Origin of the sequence: Arthrobacter sp. Leaf141 (assembly GCF_001424565.1) — a bacterium.
Taxonomy (GTDB): Bacteria; Actinomycetota; Actinomycetes; order Actinomycetales; family Micrococcaceae; genus Arthrobacter.
Map to the genome: position 1 here is coordinate 62,551 of NZ_LMOL01000023.1, position 24,297 is coordinate 86,847.

The 24,297-nt window shown below is 67.3% G+C and carries 22 protein-coding genes; 10 read left to right on the forward strand and 12 right to left on the reverse strand.

Going from position 1 to position 24,297, the window contains the following annotated elements:
* Positions 1-5: 5 nt before the first annotated feature.
* Positions 6-1,361, reverse strand: a complete 1,356-nt coding sequence (locus tag ASF72_RS15385) for an acetyl-CoA C-acetyltransferase (protein WP_050687355.1) — start codon at positions 1,359-1,361, stop codon at positions 6-8.
* Between the two features lie 61 nt (positions 1,362-1,422).
* On the opposite strand from ASF72_RS15385, the gene ASF72_RS15390 reads away from it, so the two are divergent.
* Positions 1,423-2,142, forward strand: a complete 720-nt coding sequence (locus ASF72_RS15390) for a TetR/AcrR family transcriptional regulator (RefSeq protein WP_231686116.1) — start codon at positions 1,423-1,425, stop codon at positions 2,140-2,142.
* A gap of 1 nt (position 2,143) precedes the next feature.
* The gene (locus tag ASF72_RS15395) at positions 2,144-4,246 is read left to right on the forward strand and encodes an acyl-CoA dehydrogenase family protein (RefSeq protein ID WP_056600370.1); all 2,103 of its coding nucleotides are present in this window, start codon (positions 2,144-2,146) and stop codon (positions 4,244-4,246) included.
* Positions 4,247-4,329: 83 nt separating this feature from the next.
* Here the strand turns inward: ASF72_RS15395 and glgA are convergent, their stop codons facing one another.
* Positions 4,330-5,538, reverse strand: a complete 1,209-nt coding sequence (glgA, locus tag ASF72_RS15400; RefSeq protein WP_056600467.1) for a glycogen synthase — start codon at positions 5,536-5,538, stop codon at positions 4,330-4,332.
* A 101-nt stretch (positions 5,539-5,639) separates the two neighbouring features.
* On the opposite strand from glgA, the gene glgC reads away from it, so the two are divergent.
* A complete protein-coding gene (gene glgC, locus ASF72_RS15405; protein WP_056600373.1) occupies positions 5,640-7,037 on the forward strand; it encodes a glucose-1-phosphate adenylyltransferase in 1,398 nt (465 codons plus the stop codon).
* Positions 7,038-7,121: 84 nt separating this feature from the next.
* Positions 7,122-8,573: an SDR family NAD(P)-dependent oxidoreductase gene (locus ASF72_RS15410; RefSeq protein ID WP_056600376.1), complete on the forward strand. Its 1,452-nt coding sequence runs from the start codon at positions 7,122-7,124 to the stop codon at positions 8,571-8,573.
* 45 nt (positions 8,574-8,618) lie between these two features.
* Here the strand turns inward: ASF72_RS15410 and ASF72_RS15415 are convergent, their stop codons facing one another.
* The 3 genes from ASF72_RS15415 to ASF72_RS15425 are packed head-to-tail and all read right to left on the reverse strand — an operon-like array spanning position 8,619 to position 12,010.
* Positions 8,619-9,470 (reverse strand): transglutaminase family protein, encoded by an 852-nt coding sequence (locus tag ASF72_RS15415; RefSeq protein WP_050687365.1) that lies wholly within the window; start codon positions 9,468-9,470, stop codon positions 8,619-8,621.
* Entirely contained in the window at positions 9,467-10,393 is a 927-nt protein-coding gene (locus ASF72_RS15420; RefSeq protein ID WP_018761308.1) for an alpha-E domain-containing protein, read from the reverse strand. The genes ASF72_RS15415 and ASF72_RS15420 overlap by 4 nt, the downstream gene beginning before the upstream one ends.
* Positions 10,394-10,453: 60 nt before the next feature.
* The gene (locus ASF72_RS15425) at positions 10,454-12,010 is read right to left on the reverse strand and encodes a circularly permuted type 2 ATP-grasp protein (protein WP_050687367.1); all 1,557 of its coding nucleotides are present in this window, start codon (positions 12,008-12,010) and stop codon (positions 10,454-10,456) included.
* A 113-nt stretch (positions 12,011-12,123) separates the two neighbouring features.
* Between ASF72_RS15425 and ASF72_RS15430 the strand changes: the two genes are divergently transcribed.
* Both ASF72_RS15430 and pepN read left to right on the forward strand, forming a co-directional pair.
* Positions 12,124-13,176, forward strand: coding sequence for a YeiH family protein (locus tag ASF72_RS15430; protein ID WP_056600379.1), 1,053 nt, complete (start codon positions 12,124-12,126; stop codon positions 13,174-13,176).
* A 33-nt stretch (positions 13,177-13,209) separates the two neighbouring features.
* The gene (gene pepN / locus ASF72_RS15435; protein ID WP_056600381.1) at positions 13,210-15,810 is read left to right on the forward strand and encodes an aminopeptidase N; all 2,601 of its coding nucleotides are present in this window, start codon (positions 13,210-13,212) and stop codon (positions 15,808-15,810) included.
* A gap of 35 nt (positions 15,811-15,845) precedes the next feature.
* Here the strand turns inward: pepN and ASF72_RS15440 are convergent, their stop codons facing one another.
* From ASF72_RS15440 to ASF72_RS15460, 5 genes are all read right to left on the reverse strand, one after another.
* Positions 15,846-16,943: a lipoate--protein ligase family protein gene (locus tag ASF72_RS15440; RefSeq protein ID WP_056600383.1), complete on the reverse strand. Its 1,098-nt coding sequence runs from the start codon at positions 16,941-16,943 to the stop codon at positions 15,846-15,848.
* Positions 16,944-17,038: 95 nt separating this feature from the next.
* Entirely contained in the window at positions 17,039-17,296 is a 258-nt protein-coding gene (locus ASF72_RS15445) for a type B 50S ribosomal protein L31 (protein ID WP_050687374.1), read from the reverse strand.
* A gap of 153 nt (positions 17,297-17,449) precedes the next feature.
* Positions 17,450-18,259 (reverse strand): TrmH family RNA methyltransferase, encoded by an 810-nt coding sequence (locus ASF72_RS15450; protein WP_056600385.1) that lies wholly within the window; start codon positions 18,257-18,259, stop codon positions 17,450-17,452.
* 7 nt (positions 18,260-18,266) lie between these two features.
* Positions 18,267-19,052: a sulfite exporter TauE/SafE family protein gene (locus ASF72_RS15455; protein WP_056600387.1), complete on the reverse strand. Its 786-nt coding sequence runs from the start codon at positions 19,050-19,052 to the stop codon at positions 18,267-18,269.
* A 16-nt stretch (positions 19,053-19,068) separates the two neighbouring features.
* A complete protein-coding gene (locus ASF72_RS15460) occupies positions 19,069-19,854 on the reverse strand; it encodes an ABC transporter ATP-binding protein (protein WP_056600389.1) in 786 nt (261 codons plus the stop codon).
* An 89-nt stretch (positions 19,855-19,943) separates the two neighbouring features.
* Between ASF72_RS15460 and serB the strand changes: the two genes are divergently transcribed.
* Positions 19,944-20,837, forward strand: a complete 894-nt coding sequence (gene serB / locus ASF72_RS15465; protein ID WP_056600391.1) for a phosphoserine phosphatase SerB — start codon at positions 19,944-19,946, stop codon at positions 20,835-20,837.
* 84 nt (positions 20,838-20,921) lie between these two features.
* On the opposite strand, the gene ASF72_RS15470 is transcribed toward serB, so the two are convergent.
* The gene (locus tag ASF72_RS15470) at positions 20,922-21,680 is read right to left on the reverse strand and encodes an SDR family oxidoreductase (protein WP_050687383.1); all 759 of its coding nucleotides are present in this window, start codon (positions 21,678-21,680) and stop codon (positions 20,922-20,924) included.
* Between the two features lie 119 nt (positions 21,681-21,799).
* The gene (gene fabG, locus ASF72_RS15475; RefSeq protein WP_056600393.1) at positions 21,800-22,525 is read right to left on the reverse strand and encodes a 3-oxoacyl-ACP reductase FabG; all 726 of its coding nucleotides are present in this window, start codon (positions 22,523-22,525) and stop codon (positions 21,800-21,802) included.
* 150 nt (positions 22,526-22,675) lie between these two features.
* On the opposite strand from fabG, the gene ASF72_RS15480 reads away from it, so the two are divergent.
* Genes ASF72_RS15480 through ASF72_RS15490 form a run of 3 tightly spaced genes read left to right on the forward strand, consistent with a single transcriptional unit; the run spans position 22,676 to position 24,270 of the window.
* On the forward strand, positions 22,676-23,107 hold the full coding sequence (locus tag ASF72_RS15480; RefSeq protein ID WP_050687388.1) for a DUF3099 domain-containing protein: 432 nt from the start codon (positions 22,676-22,678) through the stop codon (positions 23,105-23,107).
* A complete protein-coding gene (locus tag ASF72_RS15485; RefSeq protein WP_050687390.1) occupies positions 23,104-23,373 on the forward strand; it encodes a hypothetical protein in 270 nt (89 codons plus the stop codon). Before ASF72_RS15480 ends, ASF72_RS15485 begins: the two co-directional genes overlap by 4 nt.
* Positions 23,374-24,270 carry an SURF1 family cytochrome oxidase biogenesis protein gene (locus ASF72_RS15490; protein WP_056600396.1) on the forward strand — a complete coding sequence of 299 codons (897 nt, stop codon included), beginning with the start codon at positions 23,374-23,376 and terminating at the stop codon, positions 24,268-24,270.
* Positions 24,271-24,297 lie beyond the last annotated feature (27 nt).

A 24,297-nucleotide genomic window follows, 5' to 3' on the forward strand; every position in this document is an offset into this window, starting at 1 on the left:
GTCCCCTACAGAGATTCGAGAATGGCGACGACGCCCTGGCCGCCGGCAGCGCAGACGGACACCAGGCCCCGCGCGGGGCGGCCTTCGGTGCTGCCCTTCTGGTGCAGCATCTTGGCCAGTGAGGCCACAATGCGGCCACCGGTGGCCGCGAACGGGTGCCCTGCGGCCAGCGAGGAACCGTGGACGTTCAACCGGCTCCTGTCGATGCTGCCCAACGCGCCGGGCAGGCCCAGCCGGGTCCGGCAGAACTCCTCGTCCTCCCAGGCCGCCAGGGTGCTGAGCACGGTGGCGGCAAAGGCTTCGTGGATTTCGAAGAAGTCGATGTCGTCGAGGGTGAGCCCCTGCCGGGCCAAGAGGCGCGGAACGGCAAAAACAGGTGCCATCAGGAGGCCGTCCTTGCCATGCACAAAGTCAACGGCTGCGGCCTCGGCGTCCACCACTGCGGCGAGCTTGGGCAGGTCGTGGGCGTCAGCCCATTCGTCGGAGGCCAGCAGGACGGTGGCGGCACCATCCGTCAGGGGTGTCGAGTTCCCCGCCGTCATGGTGGCGTCCGCGCCAAGGCCCTTGCCGAACACGGGCTTCAGGGTGCCCAGCTTTTCCAGCGATGTATCTGCGCGCAGGTTGCCGTCGCGGGCCAGGCCGCGGTAGGGGGTGACGAGGTCGTCGAAGAAGCCTGCGTCGTAGGCAGCCGCCAGGTTGCGGTGGCTGTTGAACGCAAGCTCGTCCTGGGCCGCGCGGGAAATCTTCCACTGCGCCGTGGTGAGGGCCTGGTGTTCGCCCATGGACAGGCCGGTCCGTGGCTCGGCGGTGCCGGGCGCCAAGGGTGCCAGGTCCTTGGGCCGGAGCCGGCTGAGGATCTGGAGGCGCTGCGGGATGGTCCTGGCCCGGTTCAGGTCCAGGATGACGGCGCGCAGGCCTTCGCTGACCACCACAGGGGCGTCCGAGGCGGAATCCACTCCTGCGGCGATCGCAGACTCGATCTGGCCCAGCTTGATCTTGTTGGCCAGTCCCACCACGGTTTCAAGCCCTGTGGCGCAGGCCTGCTGCAGATCGTAGGCCGGGGTTTCGGCGGACAACGCGGATCCCAGCACAGCCTCGCGGGTCAGGTTGAAGTCGCGGGAGTGCTTGAGGACGGCACCTGCCGCCACCTCGCCCAGCCGCTCGTCCTGCAGGCCAAACCTGGCGATCAGTCCGTCCAGCGCTGCCGTGAGCATGTCCTGGTTGGAGGACTTTGCGTACGCTCCCCCGGACCTGGCGAACGGGATCCTGTTGCCGCCCACGATCACTGCGCGACGGACGGCTGCTGCACCTGCGGAGCCGGTTTTGGCGGGGCCTGCTGTGGGTTGTCCAACACTGGACATGGGGTCTCCTTTGGTCACGGGGCGGTTACCGATACCCAGCGTACCTGATACGCTGGGTATCGTGAACATCCAGGAACCCGGCGCCGGCGATACCGCGGCCGGCAGCCCCGACGGACGCTCCTCCCGCTGGCAGAACCACCGGGACGAACGGCGCCGTGAACTGATCAAGGCCGCACGCCGCGCCGTGCACACCCTGGGCAGTGATGCCTCCATGGAGGACATCGCGACGGCGGCCGGAACGTCGAAGTCCGTGTTCTACCGTTACTTCGGGGACAAGGCCGGGCTCCAGCAGGCGGTGGGCGAAGTGGTTCTCCGGCAGATGCAGCGCCGCATCCAGGAAGCAGCACAAGGCGCCCAGGTGCCGCGGGAGGGACTGCTGGCCATGGTGTCCGCCTACCTGCAAATGGCGGAGACCAGCCCCAACGTGTACTCGTTTGTGACCCGCTACGGCGTGGGCGAGCCGGACGCCACCCCCGGGTCTGCGGCAGCCCCGGGCGCGCTGGGCCATTTCTTCGATGCGATCGCCGACATGATCGCCGTGCCCATGCGTTCCCACCTGGGTGAAGGCAAGGAAGCGGTCATCGGCTACTGGCCGAAGGCTGCGATCGGGCTGGTCCGCAATGCCGGCGAACAGTGGCTTGGCACTCCTGACTCTCCCGCCAAACCGGGCCAGGAAGCCATGGCCCGCCAAATCACCACCTGGCTCTGCGTGGGCGTCGCCTCGGACCTGCCCGCCCCGCCAGCCATCCACAACTCCCTGTCACTACCAACGAAGGACTGACATGACTGACGTAGTTGACCGTTCCGCCACCTTAGGCGCCGGCACCCCCACGGCGCAGCCGGCCGTGGACACCGCAGCGCTCGGGGAACAGCTGCTGGGCAAATGGGCCGCGATCCGGCACCAGGCCCGCGACCTGGCCGGCCGGCCGGAACTGCACAAGACCGAAGGCCTGACGCACACCGAACACCGGACCCGCGTGACGGGCCAACTGCAGTTCCTGGTGGACAACGGCGCCGTGCACCGGGCCTTCCCGGCCCACCTGGGCGGGGCGGACAACCACGGGGGGAACATTGCCGGGTTCGAGGAACTTGTGGTGGCCGACCCGTCGCTGCAGATCAAGGCAGGCGTCCAATGGGGTCTGTTCGGTTCCGCCGTGATGCACCTGGGCACCGAAACCCACCACACAAACTGGCTGCCCGGCATCATGAACCTGGACATCCCCGGATGCTTCGCCATGACCGAAACGGGTCACGGCTCGGACGTGGCCAGCATCGCCACCACCGCAACGTATAACAACGCCGCCGGGGAATTTGTGCTCAACACCCCGTTCCGTGCCGCGTGGAAGGACTACATCGGCAACGCCGCCATCGACGGCCTGGCAGCGGTGGTGTTTGCACAGCTCATCACTAACGGCGTGAACCACGGCGTCCACGCCTTTTACGTGGAGCTCCGGGACCCGAAGACAGGTGCGTTCCGGCCAGGCGTCGGCGGCGAGGACGACGGCATCAAGGGCGGCCTCAACGGGATCGATAACGGCCGGCTGCACTTCACCAACGTCAGGGTCCCCCGCACCAACCTCCTCAACCGTTACGGCGACGTCGCAGCGGATGGAACCTACACGTCCCCCATCGCCAGCCCAGGCCGCCGCTTCTTCACCATGCTCGGAACCCTGGTCCAGGGCCGGGTGTCCCTGGACGGGGCAGCAGTCGCAGCCTCCAAGGTGGCCCTGACGGCCGCCATCCGCTACGCCACCGAACGCCGCCAGTTCAACGCCTCGTCGCACACGGACGAGGAAGTGCTGCTGGACTACCAGCGCCACCAGAAGCGGCTCTTTACCCGGCTCGCCGGAACCTATGCCGCCAGCTTCGCGCACGAACAGCTGCTGCAGAAGTTCGACGACGTCTTCTCCGGCGCCCACGACACCGATGAGGACCGGCAGGACCTGGAAACCCTCGCCGCCGCCTTGAAGCCCCTCAGCACCTGGCACGCCCTCGACACCCTGCAGGAATGCCGCGAGGCCTGCGGCGGCGCCGGGTTCCTCGCCGAAAACCGGTTCGCCTCGCTCCGGGCGGACCTGGATGTCTACGCCACCTTTGAAGGCGACAACACCGTGCTGCTGCAGCTGGTGGCCAAGCGCCTCCTGGCCGACTACGCCAAGGAATTCCGGAACGTCGACTTCGGCGTCCTGGCGCGGTACGTGGTGGGACAGGCCACCGGCGCCGCGATCCACCGCACCGGACTGCGGCAGGTGGCCCAGTTCATGGCCGACACCGGCTCCGTGCAGCGGGCCGCCATCGCCCTCCGGGACGAGGAAGGCCAACGCGCCCTGCTTACAGACCGGGTGCAGACAATGGTGGCAGGGATGGGCGCAGCCCTGAAGGGAAGCAACAAACTTCCGCAGGAGCAGGGCGCGGCTTTGTTCAACCAGCACCAGAATGAACTCATCGACGCCGCCCAGGCGCACGCCGAACTCCTGCAGTGGGAAGCCTTCACCGACGCACTGGCGGATGTCGAGGACCCGGGCACCAAAAAGGTGCTGACCTGGCTGCGTGACCTGTTCGGGCTGTCCCTGATCGAGAAGAACCTGTCCTGGTACCTCATGAACGGCAGGCTCTCCATGCAGCGCGGCCGCACCGTGGGTGACTACATCAACAGGCTGCTGGTGAAAATCCGGCCGCACGCCCTGGACCTCGTGGCTGCCTTCGGATACGGCGACGAGCACATCAGGGCTGCCATCGCCACGGGCGCAGAGAAGGAACGCCAGGACGAAGCCCGGGCCTACTTCCGGGCCAGCCGCGCCAGCGGCCGGTCCCCGATGGACGAAAAGGTCCTGATCGCCCGCGCCGCCGGGCAGCGCAGGGCAGACGCCCGGCACCCGGCCTGACCGGACGCCCGCAACAGCAACGGCCGCAAACAACGACGGCGCCGCTCCCACCCAAGGGGAACGGCGCCGTCGTCGTCAGGACGTTACTGGCCTTGGGCCGGGAGGACTGAGCGGTAGACCTCCAGGGTGGTTTCCGTGATGGATTCCCACGAGAAGTGCTGTTCCGCACGCAACCGGCCGGCTTTGCCCATGGCCCGGGCACGCTCCGGATCGGACACCACCTCGGTGAGCGCTGCAGCGAACTCGGTGACGAACTTCTCCGGGTCCAGCGGGGTGCCGGTTCCGTCCGTGACCTGCTCAAGGTCAACCAGCAGGCCCGTCTCACCATGCTGGACCACCTCGGGAATGCCGCCGGTAGCGCTGGCCACCACGGCAGCTCCGCAGGCCATGGCCTCAAGGTTGACGATGCCCAACGGCTCGTAGATGGAGGGGCAGGCGAAGGCGGTGGCATGGCTGAGGACCTGGATCAGCTCATGCCGGGGAAGCATCCGCTCGATCAGTACCACGCCGGTGCGCTGCTCCTGCAGCTCTTCGATCAGGCGGGCGGTTTCAGCGGCCAGCTCTGGAGTGTCCGCGGCGCCAAGGCAAAGAACCAGCTGGACTTCCGCCGGCAGCTTCGCCGCTGCCCGCAGGAGGTACGGAACCCCCTTCTGGCGGGTGTTGCGGCCCACGAAGACCACGCTGGGCCTGGCGGGGTCGATGCCCAGGGCGCGGACGGCGTCGTCGTTTTCGTCCCGGGTCCACAGTTCAACGTCGATGCCGTTGTGTACCACCCGCACCTTGGCGGGGTCCACCTCCGGGTAGCTGCGCAGGATGTCCTGCCGCATGCCCTCCGAGACGGCGATGATGGCGGCCGCGGCTTCGTAGGCGGTTTTCTCCACCCAGGAAGACAGGGCGTAGCCGCCGCCGAGCTGCTCGGCCTTCCACGGCCGCAGGGGCTCGAGGCTGTGCGCGCTGAGGACGTGCGGGATGCCGTGCAGCAGACCCGCCAGGTGCCCTGCCATGTTGGCGTACCAGGTGTGCGAGTGCACCAGGTCCGCCCCGGCGATATCGGGTACTATCCGCAGGTCCACCCCGAGCGTCTGCACAGCGGCGTTGGCACTGCCCAGGTCGTCAGGGACCGCATAGGACGTCACCGCCGCCCCATGGTAGTCGGCGTCGCGCGGTGCCCCGAAGGCACGAACCTGCAGGTCAACGTGCTTACTAAGCACCCTGCTCAGTTCTGCCACGTGGACTCCGGCGCCTCCGTAGATCTCCGGCGGAAACTCTTTAGTCACAATGTCTATTCGCACAACACCCAAGGTAGTCGTTCACGCTTAACTGTTCTAGTGTGAAGGAGTCCGGGCCAACCGGACTGTCTTGGGAGTTACGAAGGCGTACAGGAGCGACCACCATGCCGTTGAACAAAAAAGTCCTGGCCATTGTCCTCGCAGGCGGCGAGGGCAACAGGCTGATGCCGCTGACGGCGGACCGCGCCAAACCGGCCGTCCCCTTCGCGGGAAGCTACCGCCTGATCGACTTCGCCCTTTCCAACCTGGTGAATTCGCGCTACCTGCAGATTGTGGTCCTCACGCAGTACAAATCGCACAGCCTTGACCGACATATCTCGGAGACCTGGCGGATGTCCACGCAGCTGGGCAACTATGTTGCCTCCGTCCCCGCGCAGCAGCGCGTGGGCAAGAGCTGGTTCCTGGGCAGCGCCAACGCCATTTACCAGTCCCTGAACCTGATCCACGACTCCAACCCCGACATCGTTGTTGTGGTGGGCGCGGACCACGTGTACCGGATGGACTTCTCCCAGATGGTGGCCCAGCACGTCAACAGCGGGGCCAAGGCCACGGTCGCGGCCGTCCGCCAGCCCCTGCACATGGCGGACCAGTTCGGGGTCATCGAAGTGGACCCCAACGACCCGCAGAAGATCTCCGCCTTTGTGGAGAAGCCGGCCAGCACCCCCGGCCTCGCCGCTGATCCGTCCCAGTTCCTGGCCTCCATGGGCAACTACGTTTTCGACGCCGACGCGCTTGTCGCGGCCCTCCACGTGGACGCCGAACGGCTGGACACCAAGCACGACATGGGCGGGGACATCATTCCCTACTTCGTGAACCAGGGCGAGGCCGGCGTGTACGACTTCACCCTCAACGACATCCCGGGTTCCACGGAACGGGACCGCACCTACTGGCGCGACGTCGGCACCATTGACTCGTTCTACGACGCCCACATGGACCTCATCTCCCCGCTGCCGGTGTTTAACCTGTACAACTCCGAATGGCCCATTTACACCAGGCAGAGCATCTCCCCGCCGGCCAAGTTTGTCCGCGGCCGGGACGACACCGTGGGCACCGCGCTGGACTCCATCGTCTCCAGCGGCGCGGTCATCTCCGGCGGCGTGGTGGAAGGCTCCGTCCTCTCCAACGACGTCAAGGTGGGAACCAGTGCCCGGGTCATCGATTCCGTCCTGATGGACAAGGTCACGATCGGCGAAGGCGCCGTGATCAACCGTGCCATCCTCGACAAAAACGTGAAGGTACCCGCGGGGGCAGCCATCGGCCTGGACGCCGACCTGGACCGTGCCCGCGGCTACAAGGTCACCGATTCCGGGATCACCGTCCTGGCCAAAGGCCAGTTGGTCCCGGAGCCCGGCGACGACGAGCGCCGGCTTGCCGCCGAGCACCTGGACAGGATCCCGAAGTCCGTGATGGCCGCCGCTGACAAGTACCCGGATGTCCGCGGCGCCGTGGGCCGGGTGGGCGAAAACCATGCTGCCGCGGCGGCAAACGCCGCCCAGCGGTAGCGTTTTTCCCTGCCTTGCACCGGGTCCGGCAGCGCGGCACCAGCCGTGCGGCCGGCCCGGGGGCCAGGCTGTAAAATTGATCGAATGAGCTCCCCCGATCTGTCGCCCGAGGAAATCCAGGCCTGCCTGAAGGTCCTGAACACCATCCACGCCTACGACGAGGAGCACCCGGACTACATCTCGGTGCGCCGGGCCACGGGGAAAATGTTCAAGGCCGTGAAGCGGCACCGCCGTGTTTCCAAGCGGGACCTGATCGCCGAGGCCGACCGGGCCGTCATCGCATTGACCGCCACTGCCGCGCCGGACCGCATCGACGACGAAACCCGGGGCAACAAGCTGGCGCCCTCGGCCACCGGAGACGTGGCCGGCCACCTCATCAGGTCCAGGCCCTGCTACATCTGCAAAAACCACTACACCCAGGTGGACGCCTTCTACCACCAGCTGTGCCCCGAGTGCGCGGCGTTCAGTCACGGCAAGCGGGACGCGCGGACCGACCTCACCGGCAGGCGCGCCCTCCTCACTGGCGGCCGCGCCAAGATCGGCATGTACATCGCCCTGCGGCTGCTCCGCGACGGCGCCCACACCACCATCACCACCCGGTTCCCCAAGGACGCCGCCCGCCGGTTCGCTGCCATGGAGGACAGCGGCGAATGGCTGCACCGGCTGCGGATCGTGGGCATCGACCTCCGCGACCCGTCACAGGTGATGGCCCTGACCGATTCCCTCAACGAGGCCGGTCCGCTGGACATCATCATCAACAACGCGGCCCAGACCGTCCGCCGTTCAGGCAATGCCTACAAGCCCCTGGTGGACGCCGAGGACGAGCCGTTGCCTGCTGCCCTGGAGCCCGCCAACGGTGGCCCGGAACTGCTGACCTTCGGGCACGCCCACGACAAGCACCCGCTGGCCCTTGCCGGCAGCGTGATGGAGCACCCTGTCCTGGCAGGGGACGCCATCACGTCGCTGGCGCTGTCCACGGGGTCCGCGTCGCTGGAACGCATCGCGGCAGGAACAGCCATCGACGCCGGCGGCCTGGTCCCGGACCTGGCCGGGATCAACAGCTGGACCCAGGTGGTGGACGAGGTGGATCCGCTGGAAATGCTCGAAGTCCAACTCTGCAACGTCACAGCACCGTTCCTGCTGGTCAGCAGGTTGCGGGACGCCATGCGCCGGTCCACTGCACACCGCAAATACATCGTGAACGTCTCCGCCATGGAAGGCCAGTTCTCCCGCGCCTACAAGGGTCCGGGGCACCCGCACACCAACATGGCCAAGGCGGCCCTGAACATGATGACCCGCACCAGCGCCCAGGAGCTGCTGGACTCGGACGGCATCCTGATGACCGCCGTGGACACCGGCTGGATCACGGACGAGCGGCCGCACTACACCAAGGTCCGGCTGATGGAGGAAGGCTTCCACGCTCCCCTGGACCTGGTGGACGGCGCAGCGCGGGTCTACGACCCCATCGTGATGGGCGAGGACGGCGAAGACCAGTACGGTGTTTTCCTGAAGGACTACAAGCCCAGCCCCTGGTAAGCGAACGGTCCGGCGCCCCACACGGGGGGCGCCGGACCGGTATCCCTAAGCTACCTGCGTGATCTCGACCGTGACGCTCAGCGCCGAGCCGCCGCCACCGGACAGGATGCCCTTCAGTGGCGGGACGTCGCGGTAGTCCCGGCCCCTGGCCACGGTGACGTGGAAGTCCCCGGCGGGCTTATGGTTGGTGGGGTCCCAGCTCCGCCAGGCCCCGTCCCACCATTCCAGCCAGGCGTGCGACTGCCCGGCCACTGTCTCGCCGATTCCGGCGCTGGAGCGCGGGTGCAGGTATCCGGAGACGTACCGGGCCGGGATCCCGCAGCTGCGCAGGGCACCGATGGCCAGGTGCGCCAGGTCCTGGCAGACCCCCTGGCGCTGACCCCAGGCTTCCTCCGCGTTGGTGGTCACCGCCGTCGAGCCTGACATGTACGTCATCTCGCCGCGCATCCACGCAAAAATGGCCAGCGCCGCCTCGTGCGGGTTCTTCCCCGCCACCACTGCCGGCACAATGCCCAGCACCTCGGAACCGGGCCCACTGAGCCTGGACTGCGGGAGCCAGTCGCTGTGGACGTCAAGGGTTTCCGGAGCGGACAGGACATCCCAACCCACAATGTCCGACTCGGACGGGATCTTCTCGGCGCGGTGGACCTCCACTGTGATGTTGGAGACCACCTCAAGGTGCTCGTGCGGCATCTGCATGTCGAACGCGGTGACCCGGGTGCCCCAGTAGTCGCGGTACGTGCTGACCGCGGCCTGGGTGGGCGAAACCTTGACGGTGGATTCCAGGACCACCTGCTGGGCGTCGGTGAGCGGCGTCATCCGGGCCTCGTTGTAGGACAGGGTGACGCGTTTGTTGTATTTGTAGGCCGTCCTGTGGACGATGCTGAGCCGGGTCATGAAACTTCTCCCACCCAGGCCAGTTCGTCCGCCTGATTGAAGTACTTACGGGAAATGGCGTCGGACGCCTGCGAAACGGCCTTCTGCACGCGCTCCATGTGTTCTGGCAGTTCGGACATCAGGTCATCGGTGCGGTGGAACTCGAGGAACGTGCGCGCCTGGCCCACAATGCGGCGGGCGTCGTTGATGAAGCCCACCCGCTGCGCTGACGGGTCCAGCTTCGCCAGGCATTCGTCGGCGTCCCGCAGGGCGTACACGATGGACCGTGGGAACAGCCGGTCCAGCAGCAGGAACTCGGCGGCGTGCTGGTCCCCGAACGCAGCCCGCCGGGTCCGCAGGAAGGACTCGTACGCTCCTGCACACCGGAGCATGTTCACCCAGGACATGCCCGCGGACAGGACATCGCGGGTGGACAGCATGCGGGCGGTCATGTCGGCGCGTTCCAGGGAGCGGCCCAGGACCAGGAACAGCCAGCTCTCGTCGTGGCTGACAGTGGTGTCAGCGAGCCCGCTGACCATTGCCGTGCGCTCCAGGGTCCAGTTGCAGAACCTGTAGGTGCCCACCACGTCCTTGCGGTGCTGGCTCAGCCCGTAATAGGTGGTGTTCAGGCTTTCCCACAGCCCGGAAGACACTGTTTCCCGGGCACGCCGGGCGTTCTCACGGGCGGCCCCGAGGGACCCTGCGATGGAGGTGGCGCTGGTTTTGTCGTACGCCAGCGCGTGCAGGAGTTCAGGCAGGCCGAAGTCCTCACTCTGTGGCCGGGCGCCCATCACGGCCAGAAGCTCCTGGGCCACGCTGCGGCGCTCCTCCATGGGCAGGTGGTTCAACCGCTCCAGGTGCACGTCGAGGATGCGGGCGGTACCGTCGGCCCGCTCAACATAACGGCCGATCCAGAAAAGTGACTCGGCAATACGGCTAAGCATTCGTTGCAACCTCCTGCAGGCCCTGCATGGAAAAAGACGGGAAACTTCCGAAGAGCCGGTTCACTGCTGCTGCTCCGACTGGCGGTCGCGCCAGTTGCTCTCCACGGGCCACACGGACACGCGTTCGCGGACGGTGATGGCCTGCCGCGGCAGGGTTTCCACCGGGACCTGCGGCGAATCGGCAAGGACCCAGGTGTCCTTGGAGCCGCCGCCCTGGCTGGAGTTGACGATCAGGGAGCCCTCCTTGAGAGCCACCCGGGTCAGGCCGCCCGGCAAAACCCAGACGTTGTCGCCGTCGTTCACTGCGAAAGGCCTGAGGTCCACGTGCCGGGGACCGAACTTGTCCCCGCTCAGGGTAGGGACTGTCGAAAGCTGCAGGACCGGCTGGGCGATCCAGCCGCGCGGGTCGCCGATGATCCTCTGCCGCAGGGCATCCAGTTCATCCTTGGAGGCATCGGGGCCGATCACCAGGCCCTTGCCGCCCGAGCCGTCCACCGGCTTCACCACAAGTTCTGCGAGGTTGTCCAGGGTGTACTCCCGGGCTTCCTTCTCCTCGAGGCGGAACGTGTCCACGTTCGCGATGATGGGCTCCTCGCTGAGGTAGTAGCGGATCAGGTCAGGAACGTAACTGTAGACCAGTTTGTCGTCCGCGACGCCGTTGCCCACGGCGTTGGCGATGGTCACCCCGCCGGCGCGTGCGGCGTTGACCAGTCCGGGGCAGCCAAGCATGGAATCGGCCCGGAACTGCAGCGGGTCCAGGAAGTCGTCGTCGATGCGTTTGTAGATGACGTCTACGCGCTGCTCACCCGCAGTGGTGCGCATGTACACGCGGTTGCCGCGGCAGATCAGGTCGCGGCCTTCCACCAGTTCCACACCCATCAACCCGGCCAGCAGGGTGTGCTCGAAGTAGGCACTGTTGAAGACGCCGGGCGTCAGGACAACAACGGTGGGATCGTCCACACCGGACGGCGCCGTTTTGCGCAGCGCGGAGAGCAGCCGGCGTGGGTATTCCTCGACGGGCCGGATCAGCTGCTGGCCGAAAGCCTCGGGCAGGCCCTTGGCCATGGCGCGGCGGTTTTCGAGGACGTAGCTGACGCCGGACGGGACGCGGACGTTGTCCTCCAGCACCCGGAACGTACCGGCGGCGTCGCGGACCACGTCAATGCCGGAAATGTGCACCCGGACGCCGCCGGCGGGTTCGAAGCCCTGGACCTGGCGGTGGAAGTGGGCGCTGGTGGTGACCAGCTGGCGGGGAATGACACCGTCCGCCACAACAGTCATCTTGTCGTAGACGTCGTTGAGGAAAGCCTCCAGGGCGCGCACACGCTGCGCGACGCCCCGCTCCAGGACGTCCCACTCGGCGGCGGGAATGACGCGGGGAACGATGTCGAGCGGGAAGGGCCGCTCCTCCCCCGCGAAATCGAACGTGACTCCGCGGTCCAGGAAGGTGCGCGCCATCGAGTCCGCGCGGGCGCTGACATCAGCCAGGGAAAGTTTCCGCAGGGCGTCCGCCACCTGCCCGTAGGAGTCCCGTGCCTGCTGCCCGGGGGCGAACATCTCGTCGTAGGCTCCGGACCGGCCTGCGGCCTGGGAGTAATCCTGGAATAGGTCTGACATGTCCAATAGCCAACCACCTTTTTGTTTCGAATTCATTACTGTGGCCCATTCTGGCGTGTTGGCGGGGCTGTGTGGGTTCGTGGATTCCGGAGGTTTTCCGGCACAGTAGGTGAGTGCCAGCGAGCAGAAGCCGTTTTCGACCCCCACCGGGGAGCCCCCGTCGTGCCCGCCGGCTGCTTCCCGGGCTCGCCGCCGCTGTCGTAGCCCTGGCGGTGGCCTTCGTGGTCCACGGGCTGGTTCCGGTCCTGCCGGCAATGACCCTGGCCGTGGTGCTGGGAGTCCTCACCGCCAACCTTCCGTGGGCCGGCGCCTTTACTGCCGGGCGCGGCAGGCCGGGACTCGACTTCGCCGGCAAGCACCTGATGCGTGGCGGGATTGTGGTCCTGGGCCTGAAGGTCAGCGTGATGGACGTGCTGGGACTCGGCTGGCTGGCGCTGGTCCTGATCACCGGCGTTGTGGCTGCCAGCTTCGGCGGCACATACCTGATCTCGCGGCTGTTCCGGCTGCCGCCGGTCACGGCCCTGCTGGTGGCCACCGGATTCTCGATCTGCGGTGCCTCCGCAATTGGTGCCATGGCCGCCGTGCGCCGCATCAAGCACGTGGACACCGTCCTGCCGGTGGCCCTGGTGACCCTCTGCGGCACCCTTGCCATCGGCGCCCTCCCCCTGCTGATCCATCCGCTCCAGCTCACCGCCCCGGTCTTCGGCGCCTGGACCGGCGCCTCCGTCCACGACGTCGGACAAGTGGTGGCCACGGCGCAAACGGCCGGCACGGCGGCACTCGGGATCGCCGTCGTCGTAAAACTCACCCGCGTGCTGCTGCTGGCCCCGGTGGTGGCCATCGCCGGGGCCCACCAGCGGCTGGCGCGGCAGCCTGACGACAGCCTGGAAAGCGGGCACGTGCGTCCTCCTGTGATCCCGCTGTTTGTCCTCGGTTTCATCGCCATGGTGGGGCTGCGGTCCACCGGCTGGCTGTCCGATGGCTGGCTGGAGGCAGGGGCGGTGCTGCAGGACATCCTGCTCGGGGCCGCACTGTTCGGACTCGGCTCTGCTGTCCGCATCCGGGCGCTGCTCCTGACGGGCGGCCGGGCGCTCCTGGCCGCCCTCGCGTCGTGGCTGCTGATTGCCGTGCTGGGCCTGGGCGCCGCCGTCCTGATTGCCGGCTGATCCGGACCGACGGCCCCATGATTAGATAGCTGGGTGTCACATGAGAATCTGCAGCGCGATGAAGCCGCCCACCGTTCAGCCCTGATCAGCACCACCAGCTACGACGTCGCACTGGACGTCAGGCAGGCGGCGGATCCGGATGTTGCCGGCTACCGCACCCAAAGCACCATTACCTTCTCCGCCGCAGAGCCGGGCAGTTCAACGTTCCTGGACTTCATCGGCGAGGTGCACAGCGTCCTGCTCAACGGCGTGGAACTTCCCGCCGGGGTGGCGGACGGCGTCCGCATCAGGCTGGAGAACCTCCAGGCGGAAAACCAGGTGGTGGTCACGGCCACGGCGCTGTACAGCAGGTCCGGCGAGGGAATGCACCGCTTTGTGGACCCGGCAGACGGCCAGTGCTACCTCTACACGCAGTACGAGCCGGCCGACGCGCGCCGGGTGTTTGCCAACTTCGAACAGCCGGACCTCAAAGCGGCGTTTACGTTCCACGTCACAGCGCCTGCGGGCTGGCAGGTGGCCTCGAACGGCGTCGAAACGGCCCGCACCGTACTTGGCGATGACCCGGCTGCTGCCCGCTGGGACTTTGCCACCACCGAACGGATGTCCACCTACATCACCACCGTGCTGGCCGGACCCTATTTCAAGGCTGAGGACCGCTGGCAGGCCACGCTGGCGGACGGCACGGCCATGGACGTCCCGCTGGCCCTGTACTGCCGGGCCTCGATGGCGGCGTCGTTCGATGCTGATGCGCTCTTTACGCTGACCAAAAACGGCCTGGACTTCTTCAACCGGCTCTTCGACTTCCCTTACCCGTGGGGTAAGTACGACCAGGCCTTTGTGCCCGAATACAACCTCGGCGCCATGGAAAACCCGGGCCTGGTGACGTTCACGGAAACCTATGTCTTCACGTCGCGGGCCACGGACTCGCAGTACCAGGCCCGGGCCAACACGCTGATGCATGAGATGGCGCACATGTGGTTCGGGGACCTGGTGACCATGCTGTGGTGGAACGACCTGTGGCTCAAGGAGTCCTTTGCCGACTACATGGGCACCCTCGGTGTTGACCGGGCCACCGACTGGGACTCCGCCTGGGTCAACTTCGCCAACAAGCGCAAGGCGTGGGCTTATGTGCAGGACCAGCTGCCCACTACGCACCCGATCGTGGCGGACATCCCGGACCTCGAAGCCGCCAAGCAGAACTTCGACGGCATCACTTACGCCAAAGGCGCTTCGGTCCTGAAGCAACTGGTGGCGTACGTGGGCTTTGACGCCTTTATTGCGGGTTCCCGTGCCTACTTCCGCGAGCACGCCTACGGCAACACCACGTTGGCTGACCTCCTGGCGGCGCTCAGCGCAGCCTCCGGCCGTGACCTGGCCGGCTGGGCACAGCAGTGGTTGCAGACCTCCGGGATCTCCACCCTGGAGCTGGAGATGTCCGCTGCGACAACGGATCAGGTGCTCGGGGCCGTCAGCGTGCGCCAGGACGCCACGGATCCCGTCACGGGCGTGTCCGTCCCCCGTCCGCACCGGCTCCGGCTGGGGCTCTACAACTTCAACGGTGACGCCCTGGTGCGTACCGGAAGTGTGGAAACCGACATCGCCGGTGACCTGACGGCCGTTCCCGAACTCAGCGGCCAGGCACGGCCCGCCCTGCTGCTGCCCAATGACGACGACCTGACCTACGCCAAGGTCCGCCTGGACCCGCAGTCGCTCGCCACGGTCCTGGCGTCCCTGGACCGGATCGCTGATCCCATGGCCCGGGCGCTGTGCTGGACGGCGTTATGGAACTCGGCCCGGGACGGCGAAAGCCCGGCGCTCCGCTACATCGACGCTGTGGCGTCGTTCGGCCCCGCGGAGACGGGGATCGGCGTCCTGCTGAACATCCTCGACAACGCCAGTGCCGCCGTCGAACGCTACACACCCGCCGCTGAAAGGGACGCTGCCCGGTCCTCGTTCCTGGCCACCGCCGCTGCGGAACTGGACCGGGCTGCTCCCGGCTCGGACCAGCAGCTGGCCTGGGCACGCACGGTGGGGACCCTCAGCCGGACCGACGACGCCCTGCGGGGCCGGCTCGCCGGACTCCTGGCCGGCACCTCACCGGTGCCCGGCCTGGCTGTGGACCCCGAACTGCGCTGGCATCTGTGGCTGGCCCTGGCCGCGCAGGGCCACGCCACGGAGGCGGAGCTGGCCGCCGAACTGGCCCGGGACACCACCGCGTCCGGGCGCGCGGGCCACGCCGCGGCCATGGCGGCCCGCCCGGATGCCGCAGTCAAGGCCGCAGCCTGGGCCGCGGCAGTGGAAGGCGAGGAGCTGTCCAACCAACTCCTCAGCGCCACCATCAGCGGCTTCACCACGGCGCCGGCCCACCTGCTGGCTCCTTATGTGGAGCGGTACTTCGACTGCCTGCGGGGCGTGTGGGCCGGTCGCAGCATCGAGATTGCCAGCCGGATTGTAAGGGGCCTGTATCCGTCCGCGCAGGACCTGGCGCCTGGTACGGAGCCGGCGGAGCACCCGGTCCTGCGCCGCACCGACAGCTGGCTCGAAGCCAACGCCGATGCGCCCCGCGCCCTGCGCCGGATCATCATCGAACAGCGCAGCCACCTGCTGCGGGCCCTCACGGCGCAGGCGGCCTGAACCAACCTGCGCAGCGAACCCGGGCCTGGGGGCGCTCAGGGGACCCGGTGGAGCCATTCGTCGGTGCCAAAGCGCTGCTCCACCCGCTCGCGGGCCGTGGTGAGCTCCGCTGGGGTGAGCTCCGCCGGGGTAGCGCCGTACCTTTCGGCGAACACCTCCGTCATGGCCGCGATGATGGCGGTACGGGACAGGCCCGTCTGGCGGCGGAGCGGGTCCACGCGCTTCTTGGCGCTCCGGGTTCCCTTGTCGGACAGCTTTTCCTTGCCGATCCGCAGGACCTCCACCATTTTGTCCGCGTCGATGTCATAGCTCATGGTCACGTGGTGGAGCATGCCGCCGTTGGCCAGCCGCTTCTGGGCCGCGCCGCCGATCTTGCCCTGGTCGGTGGTGATGTCATTCAGCGGCACGTAGTAGGCGCTGATGCCGATCTTCTCCAGGGCCGCCATGACCCAGGCATCCAGGAAGGGGTAGGAGTCGGCGAAGCTCAGGCCGTCCACCAGGGTCTGCGGGACGTACAGCGAGTAGGTGATGCAGTTGCCGGCCTCCATAAACATCGCTCCCCCGCCGCTGATCCGCCGGACCACCTTGATGCCGTGCCGCGCCACGCCGTCCGGGTCCACTTCATTCCGGACCGACTGGAAGCTGCCGATCACCACAGAGGGTTCCTCCCAATCCCAGAAACGCAGGGTGGGGTTGCGGCGGCCGGCGCCTACTTCCTCGGTGAGGACATCGTCCAGGGCAACGTTGATCTCGGTGGGCAGCACGGTGGGGGCAATAACGTCCCAGTGGTGGTCCTGCCAGGACGTGGCTTTCGCGAGGGCCCGGCGGACGGTGATGGCCACGGCGTCCGCGGAGAAGCCGAACAGGACTGCGGCGGCGGGCAGCGCGGCCGTCACGGCCGCGGCGAGGTCAGCGGCCGGCGTCGTCTCCGGCAATCCGGTGAGTGCCCTGTTGATGTCCAGGAGGGCCTCATCCGGCTCCAGGAAAAAGTCGCCGCTGACGGAGACGTCGGCCAGCGCACCGTCAACCACGGCCAGGTCAACCACCACGAGTTTGCCGCCCGGCACTTTGTACTCGCCGTGCCTGCTCCGGGCGTCGGCAGGGTCGTTGGCTGAAAGCTGTTCGGAGGTCATGGTTCCATCCTGCCCCAGGGAAGAGGTGGCCCGCCAACGCAGAACGCCCGCACCGTTTCCGGTGCGGGCGTTCTGGGAACTGCTGGGGCGAAGGGTTACTTCTTGCCGCCGAAGCCCTTGAAGCGTGCGTTGAAGCGCTCGACGCGGCCGGCCGAGTCCATGATGCGCTGCTTGCCCGTGTAGAACGGGTGGGACTCGGAGGAGATTTCGACGTCGATGACCGGGTAGGTGTTGCCGTCTTCCCACTCGATGGTCTTCTTGGAGCCAACGGTGGACTTGGTCAGGAACTTAACGCCGGAAGCCAGGTCGTTGAAAACAACTGCTTCGTACTTCGGGTGGGTGTTCGACTTCATAATGGGGCCTTTGTTCAACGCAACTGGATTTTGCCAGATGCCAGGTATGAATGGGATGGCTGGCCGTTGCTGCAGCAGAAAGCTGGCTTGGCAGGACAACCAGCTACCCATCATAGCGGAAGGCGCCGCGTACTGACGAACGCGCCGCGGCGGTCAGGGCCGCGCCCGGAGCTCCCAGAAAGCCACCGCGGACGCCGCCGCCACGTTCAACGAATCAACGCCCCGCCGCATCGGGATCTTCACGGCAAGATCCACGGCTGCCAGGGTTTCCGGGCTCATGCCGGCACCCTCCGTTCCCAGGACCAGCGCCAGCTTGTCCGGGTTCCGGGCCGCCACCGCGTCCACGTCCTCGGCGTCCGCCGTCAGTTCCAGGGCCGCCACGGTGAAACCGTGCTCCTTGAGCACTGCCAGGTCGCCGGGCCAGTCCGTCAGCCGCGCCCAGGGCACCTGGAAGACGGTACCCATGCTGACTCGGACGCTGCGGCGGTACAGGGGGTCCCCGCACCGTGGCGAAACGAGGACGGCGTCCAGGTCCAGGGCCGCCGCTGAACGGAAGATGGCGCCGACGTTGGTGTGGTCCACGATGTCTTCCAGGACCGCCACCCGGCGGGCGCCGGCGAGGATGGTGGCCAACGGCACCGGCGCGGGCCGCTGCATGGCGGCCATGGCCCCCCGGTGCAGGTGGAATCCGGTGATCTCCTCCAGCACAGCGGCAGTGCCGATGAAGGCCGGCACTTCCGGGTGGGCGGCCAGGACGTCCTGGAGATCCGCCAGCCACTTTTCGGCCAGGAAAAAGGACCTCGGCCGGTGGCCTGCTGCCAACGCGCGGCGCAGCACCCGGGAGGACTCGGCGATGTACATGCCTTCTGCGGGCTCCCGGAGCTTGCGCAGGTGCACGTCGGTGAGCTGGGTGTAGTCGGAGACGCGCGGGTCTTCGGCGGTCTCGAGGTAGTGGAGGGTCACGGGGTGATTATTTCAGCAGGTTGGCGACCATAAAGCCCATGGCCACCAGGCCCAGGACGAAGATCACACCGCGGAGCACTGCGGGCTTCAGTTTCCGGCCCACTTTCGCGCCCACCAGTCCACCCACCGTGGAGGTGACGGCGATCAGAAGGACCACCAGCCAGTGGATCCGGTCAAAGGCGAAGAGCAGGTAGGACAGGGCAGCCACCAGGTTCACGCCGAGCACCAGGACATTTTTCATGGCGTTGGCGTTCTGGATGGTGCCCTTGAGGAAGACCCCCAGGATGCCCACCAGGAGGATGCCCTGGGCGGCCACAAAGTAGCCGCCGTACACCCCGGCCAGGAACACCAGCACCACCAGGAGCAGGCCGTGCCGTTTGTCCCGGACCGCCTGTTCCGGATCGGACTCGCGGTTGCGGACCCATGCCTGCAGCCGGGGCTGGAACACCACCATCAGGAGCGCGAGGACCAGCAGCACCGGCGCGACGTAGTGGAACACCTGTTCGGGGAGGTGCAGCAGCAGCCACGCGCCGGAGATGCCGCCCAGCAGGGACGCCGGCAGGAGCTTAAGCAGCTGCCGGCCGCGGCCCCTGAGTTCGCGGCGGTAGCCGAACGCACCGGCCGCAGTGCCGAACACCAGGCCCATGGCATTGGACATCGACGCCACCACCGGGGTCACGCCCAGTGCAATGAGCACCGGGAACGTCACCAGCGTGCCGGAGCCCACCACCGCGTTGATGGTGCCGGCCCAGAGCCCGGCGATGGACACAAAGATGCTGCTGAGGAGGTCCACGCCGCAGGCTCCGGGGTCAGTGGCGGGCGACGGCGGCGTACCGGCCGGCGTTGACGCTCACGTCGAGGTCCAGGCCGAAGGTCCGGCTCAGGTTCGCACCGGTCAGTACCTCTTCGATGGGGCCTGAGGCCACCACTCCCGCATCGCGGAGCAGCATGGCGTGCGTGAAGCCGGGCGGGACTTCCTCGAGGTGGTGTGTGACCAGGATCATGGCCGGGGCCGCCTCATCGCGGGCCAGTTGGCTGAGCCGGTGGACCAGGTCCTCGCGGCCGCCGAGGTCCAGGCCAGCTCCTGGCTCATCCAGGAGCAGTAGTTCGGGATCCGTCATGAGGGCGCGGGCGATCTGGACCCGCTTCCGTTCACCCTCGGACAGGGACACGAAACGGCGGTTGAGCATCGGGCCCATGCCCCATTCGTTCAGGAGCCGGAAGGCCCGCCGTTCGTCGTCCTTCTCGTAGCCTTCACGCCAGCGGCCGGTCACGCCATAGGCGGCGGTGACCACCACGTTCAGGACGGTTTCATCCCCGGGGATCTGGTTGGCCAGCGCGGCTGAGGAAAGGCCGATGCGGGGCCGGAGTTCAAAGACGTCCACAGCGCCCAGGACCTCGTCCAGAATGCCGGCGGTGCCGCTGCTGGGGTGCAGCCTGGCCGCGGCGATCTGGAGCAGCGTGGTCTTGCCGGCGCCGTTGGGTCCCAGGATGACCCACCGCTCACCCTCCTTGACCTGCCAGTCCACCTTGTCCAGGAGCGTCTTGGCTCCACGCACAACGCTGACGGCGGCCAATTCAAGAACATCACTCATAGGAATAGACACTAGGACAAATAAGAGGCGGACTGCTAACCGGTGCGCACCGGCGCAGCGGGCCGCTGCCGCTCGCTAAGATTGCAGGCATGACTTCGAACGTAACCGCCGTCAGCTATGGCCGGAACATGACCGCTGAAGCACTGGACCGGCTGGGGTCCGTCCTTACCGCCGCCGGTGTTTCCCCGCAGCCCGGAACCACGTCCGGGGACGCCCGTTACCAGGTCCACATTGCCGATCTTTCCCTGCCGGACGCCACCGCCGCCGGACTGGCCGGCCTGCGCCGGGCCGTGGCGGATGCGGCCATCCCGGGAGTTGACACCGCACTGGTTCCGGCCGGCCTCCGGGCCGCCGGCCGGAAGCTGCTGATCATGGATGTTGACTCCACCCTCATCCAGCAGGAAGTCATCGAACTCCTGGCAGCGTACGCCGGCAAGCGCGAGGAGGTGGCTGCCGTGACGGAAGCCGCCATGCGCGGCGAGCTCGACTTCGCCCAAAGCCTGCATGCCCGGGTGGCGGTCCTCGCCGGGCTGCCGGCCGACGTCGTCACTTCCGTCCGGTATGAGGTGAAACTCAGTGAGGGGGCCGCGGAACTCGTTGCAGCGTTCAAGGCCGCAGGCCATGTGGTGGCGGTGGTCTCCGGCGGCTTCAACCAGATCCTGGCGCCGATCGCGGCCGACCTGGGCCTGGACTACTGGCAGGCCAACGAGCTGGAAATTGTGGACGGCGCGCTGACCGGGAAGGTCCTGGGCGCCGTGGTGGACCGGGCGGCCAAGGAGAAGTACCTGCGGGAGTGGGCTGCTGCCGAGGGCATCGCCCTGGAGCACACGGTGGCGGTGGGTGACGGCGCCAACGACCTGGACATGCTGGGTGCGGCCGGAATCGGGGTGGCGTTCAACGCCAAGCCGGCCGTCCGCGCCGTGGCCGACGCCGCCGTCAACATGCCGTACCTGGACGCCGTCCGCCACGTCGCGGGCGTCTGACCCTTAACCGCGAGATGGCACTTCGCGGCAATGTCCGGGAGGATCATTGCCGCGAAGTGCCATCTCGCGGAGGGGCAGGAAAGGCTAGCTTGCAGGCCCGCTCTTGCCGAAGTAGTCGGCGCCGCCGGCGTATTCGGTGTGGCCGGGTTCGACGTCGGCCGTGGCCATGCCCGCAACGACCTCGGCGAACTCCTCGACGGAGTACAGCTTTCCGGCTTCCGCCCGGCGTGCCTCGATGGCACCCGGGGTGGAGCGGTCCAGCAGTGTGGCCGTGACTGTTCCCTCGATCATGTCGCCGGAGACCACCACCAGGGTGATGCCCTTCTCAGCCAGTCCGGGGACCAGTTCGCGCAGTGCGTCCTCGCCGGCACGCTTGCTGCGGGCCACCCCTTCGTAAGCGGGCATGGTGGGGACAGTGTTGATGAAGTGGGCCTGGTGGCTGGTGACAAACACCACGCGGGAGCCTTCGTTCATCAGCGGCACTGCCGCGTTGAGCATGTTCACCTGCGCGTCGCGGTTCAGCCGCAGCGCGTAATCCTCGCCCATGCCGGCCTCCATGCCGCCGGAAGCGTTCAGCACCAGGATGTCCAGGGTGCCGAAGTTTTCCATTGCGGCGCTGGCCAGCGCGTGCACACCCTCCTCGGTGGTGAGGTCGGCGCCAACGGCCACGGCACGGCCGCCGGCTGCTTCGATGCCTGCAACCACCTTGTTGGCGCGCGGCGCCTTCTGGCGGTAGTTGACCACAACGGCGGCGCCCTCGCCGGCGAGTATTTTGGCGACGTCAGCGCCGATGCCGCGGGAAGATCCGGTGACGATCGCGGTTTTGTTGTCCAGCAGTCCCATGGGGCTCCTTTTGTTTGAAACGTCTAAATTGCTCTCGGCCTGCCATCCATCATGCCAGCGGTCAGGACCGATTCCCTTGTCCGACCCCTCCAAAGAAGGCCAGTACGGCTAGTTGCCCGTCAGTGCCCCATGCCCAGGCCGCCATCAACGGGGATAACGGCACCGGAGATGTAGGCGGCCTCATCGCTGGAGATCCAGCGGACCACGTTGGCCACCTCTGAGGCCTCGGCGAAGCGGCGGGCAGGGATGCTGGCCAGGTAATCCTTCTGGGTCGCCTCGGGCAGTTCGGCGGTCATGTCCGTGTTGATGAAGCCGGGGGCCACCACGTTGGCGGTGATGCCGCGGGAGCCCAGCTCGCGGGTCAGCGACCGGGCGATGCCCACCAGTCCTGCCTTGGACGCGGAGTAGTTGATCTGGCCCGGAGCGCCGTAGAGGCCGGACACCGAGGAAATCAGCACCACGCGGCCCTTGCGGAGCCGGATCATGCCCTTGGAGGCGCGTTTGATGACCCGGAACGCGCCCGTGAGGTTGGTGTCGATGACGGACGTGAAATCGTCTTCGCTCATCCGCAGCAACAGGGTGTCCTTGGTGATTCCGGCGTTGGCCACCAGGACCTCAACGGGGCCGTGCGCTGCCTCGACCTCGGCGAAGGCCGCGTCCACGGAGGCTTCGTCGGTGACGTCGGCCTTCACGCCCAGGATCCCTGCGGGCAGCGTGGATTCGCTGCGGTAGGTCACGGCAACCTTGTCGCCGTTGGCCAGGAAGGATTCCGCGATAGCCAGGCCGATCCCCCGGTTGCCGCCGGTGATCAGGACGCTGCGGGGGGCGGGAACTGCTTCAGTCATGAAGGATCTCCAGGAATTCTGCGGCGCTCCGCCGCTGTAGGAAGGGTGATTTGGCTGAAACCGATCTTAGCGCCCGGCCCGGCCGGCGTTTGGGTGCCACTGCCGATGGTGAGAGAATTGAGGGAAGCCTTTGGAGCGTGATCTGCCACCATGACCCTTGAAAACCATGCGGGACAACCCGTGCCCGGAGAACCGGGCCGGTTTTCCGGCGATGCGGAAGTGCACAGCATCACAGAGGCAGGCGGCGCCCACTCCGAGGCCATCCGGCAACGCATGATCAAGTACGCGGTGGCCATGGGCATCCGCATGGTCTGCCTGGTCCTGATCTTTGTGGTGGATGGCTGGTTCAAGATCATTCCCATCGCGGGCGCGGTCTTCCTTCCCTGGTTCGCCGTGATCATCGCCAACGGTGATGACACCGCCGCAGGCCACAGCGATTCGCTGATCGACGCGGCGCCGCTGGCCGAACTGGACAGCCCGTTGGCCGGACCCGCGGAACCGCCGGCAGGCAGCGAAGTCCTGCAGGGAGAACTGGTGGAAGACACCGACGACGACAACCCGGAAGAGGGCCGCCGACCTTGAGTATCTTCGACCTGGCAGCGGGGCTGCCACCAGCTTCCGCCGGCCCCGGCGCGGTCTGTTCCCGCAAGGCCTGCCGTGCGCAGGCGTCGTGGCAACTGCTGTGGAACAACCCGAAAATACACCCGCCGGAGCGCCGCAAGACCTGGCTGGCCTGCGCCGAGCACCGCGGCTGGCTGGAGGACTACCTCCAGACCCGCGGGCTGTGGAAGGAAACCATCCCGATGCCGGCCGCACCCACCACCGGCCCCATGGAGCATGAGCGCTGAATGTACCGTTTCCTTTTTTCCAGCAAATGGCTGGGCTACCTTCTGCTGGCTGCGGTCTTCGCCACCGCCTGCGTGTTCCTTGGCCGCTGGCAGATGGACCGTCGCGCCGAGACCCTCGCGGAAATCAACCGGGTGGTGACCAACTACTCCGCCACACCCGTCCCCTTTGCTGACGTCCGGGACCAGTTCACCAGCCTCGATCCCGCCCGGGAATGGACGCAGGTGACGCTCACCGGGACCTACGACGTGGCCGGGCAGCGGATTGTCCGGAACCGGCCGCTCAACGGCCAGCCCGGCTACGAAGTGGTGGTCCCGCTCCGGCTGTCAACAGGTGAAACGGTGGTGGTTGACCGGGGCTGGCTGCCCATCGGCAACAAAAACCCCGGCAGCCCCGATTCGATCCCGGCGCCCCCGTCCGGTGAGGTAAGCGCCGTCGTGCGCCTGAAGCATCCCGAACCCGAACTCCAGCGGGGCGCTCCCGCCGGGCAGTTGGCGTCCATTGACCTGAACGCCTACGGGGGGCAGCTGGATTACCCGCTGCTGACGGGCGCGTACGGCCAGCTCGCCACGGAGACGCCGGCCAGCGCCGAGATGCCGTTCCCGTTCCCCAAACCGGCCACGGAAGAGGGCACGCACCTTTCCTACTCGCTGCAGTGGTTCGCCTTCGGCGTCCTGATGTTTGTGGGGTTCGGGTACGCCGCCCGCCAGCAGGCCCGCAACGCGGCCATCGATGCCGAGGCGGACGCCGCGGCGGAAGCTGACGGGCCGGTCGATTCCGGCAGCCCCGTACACTCCGCCGCAGCTGCAGCCCGGCGCCGGCCCCCGGCGGCGCGGAAGCGGAAGCACCCCACCGCGGAGGAAGCGGAAGACGCACTCCTGGACGCGCAAGGATACTGAAAAGGTCCGCCACAATTGTGGCGGACC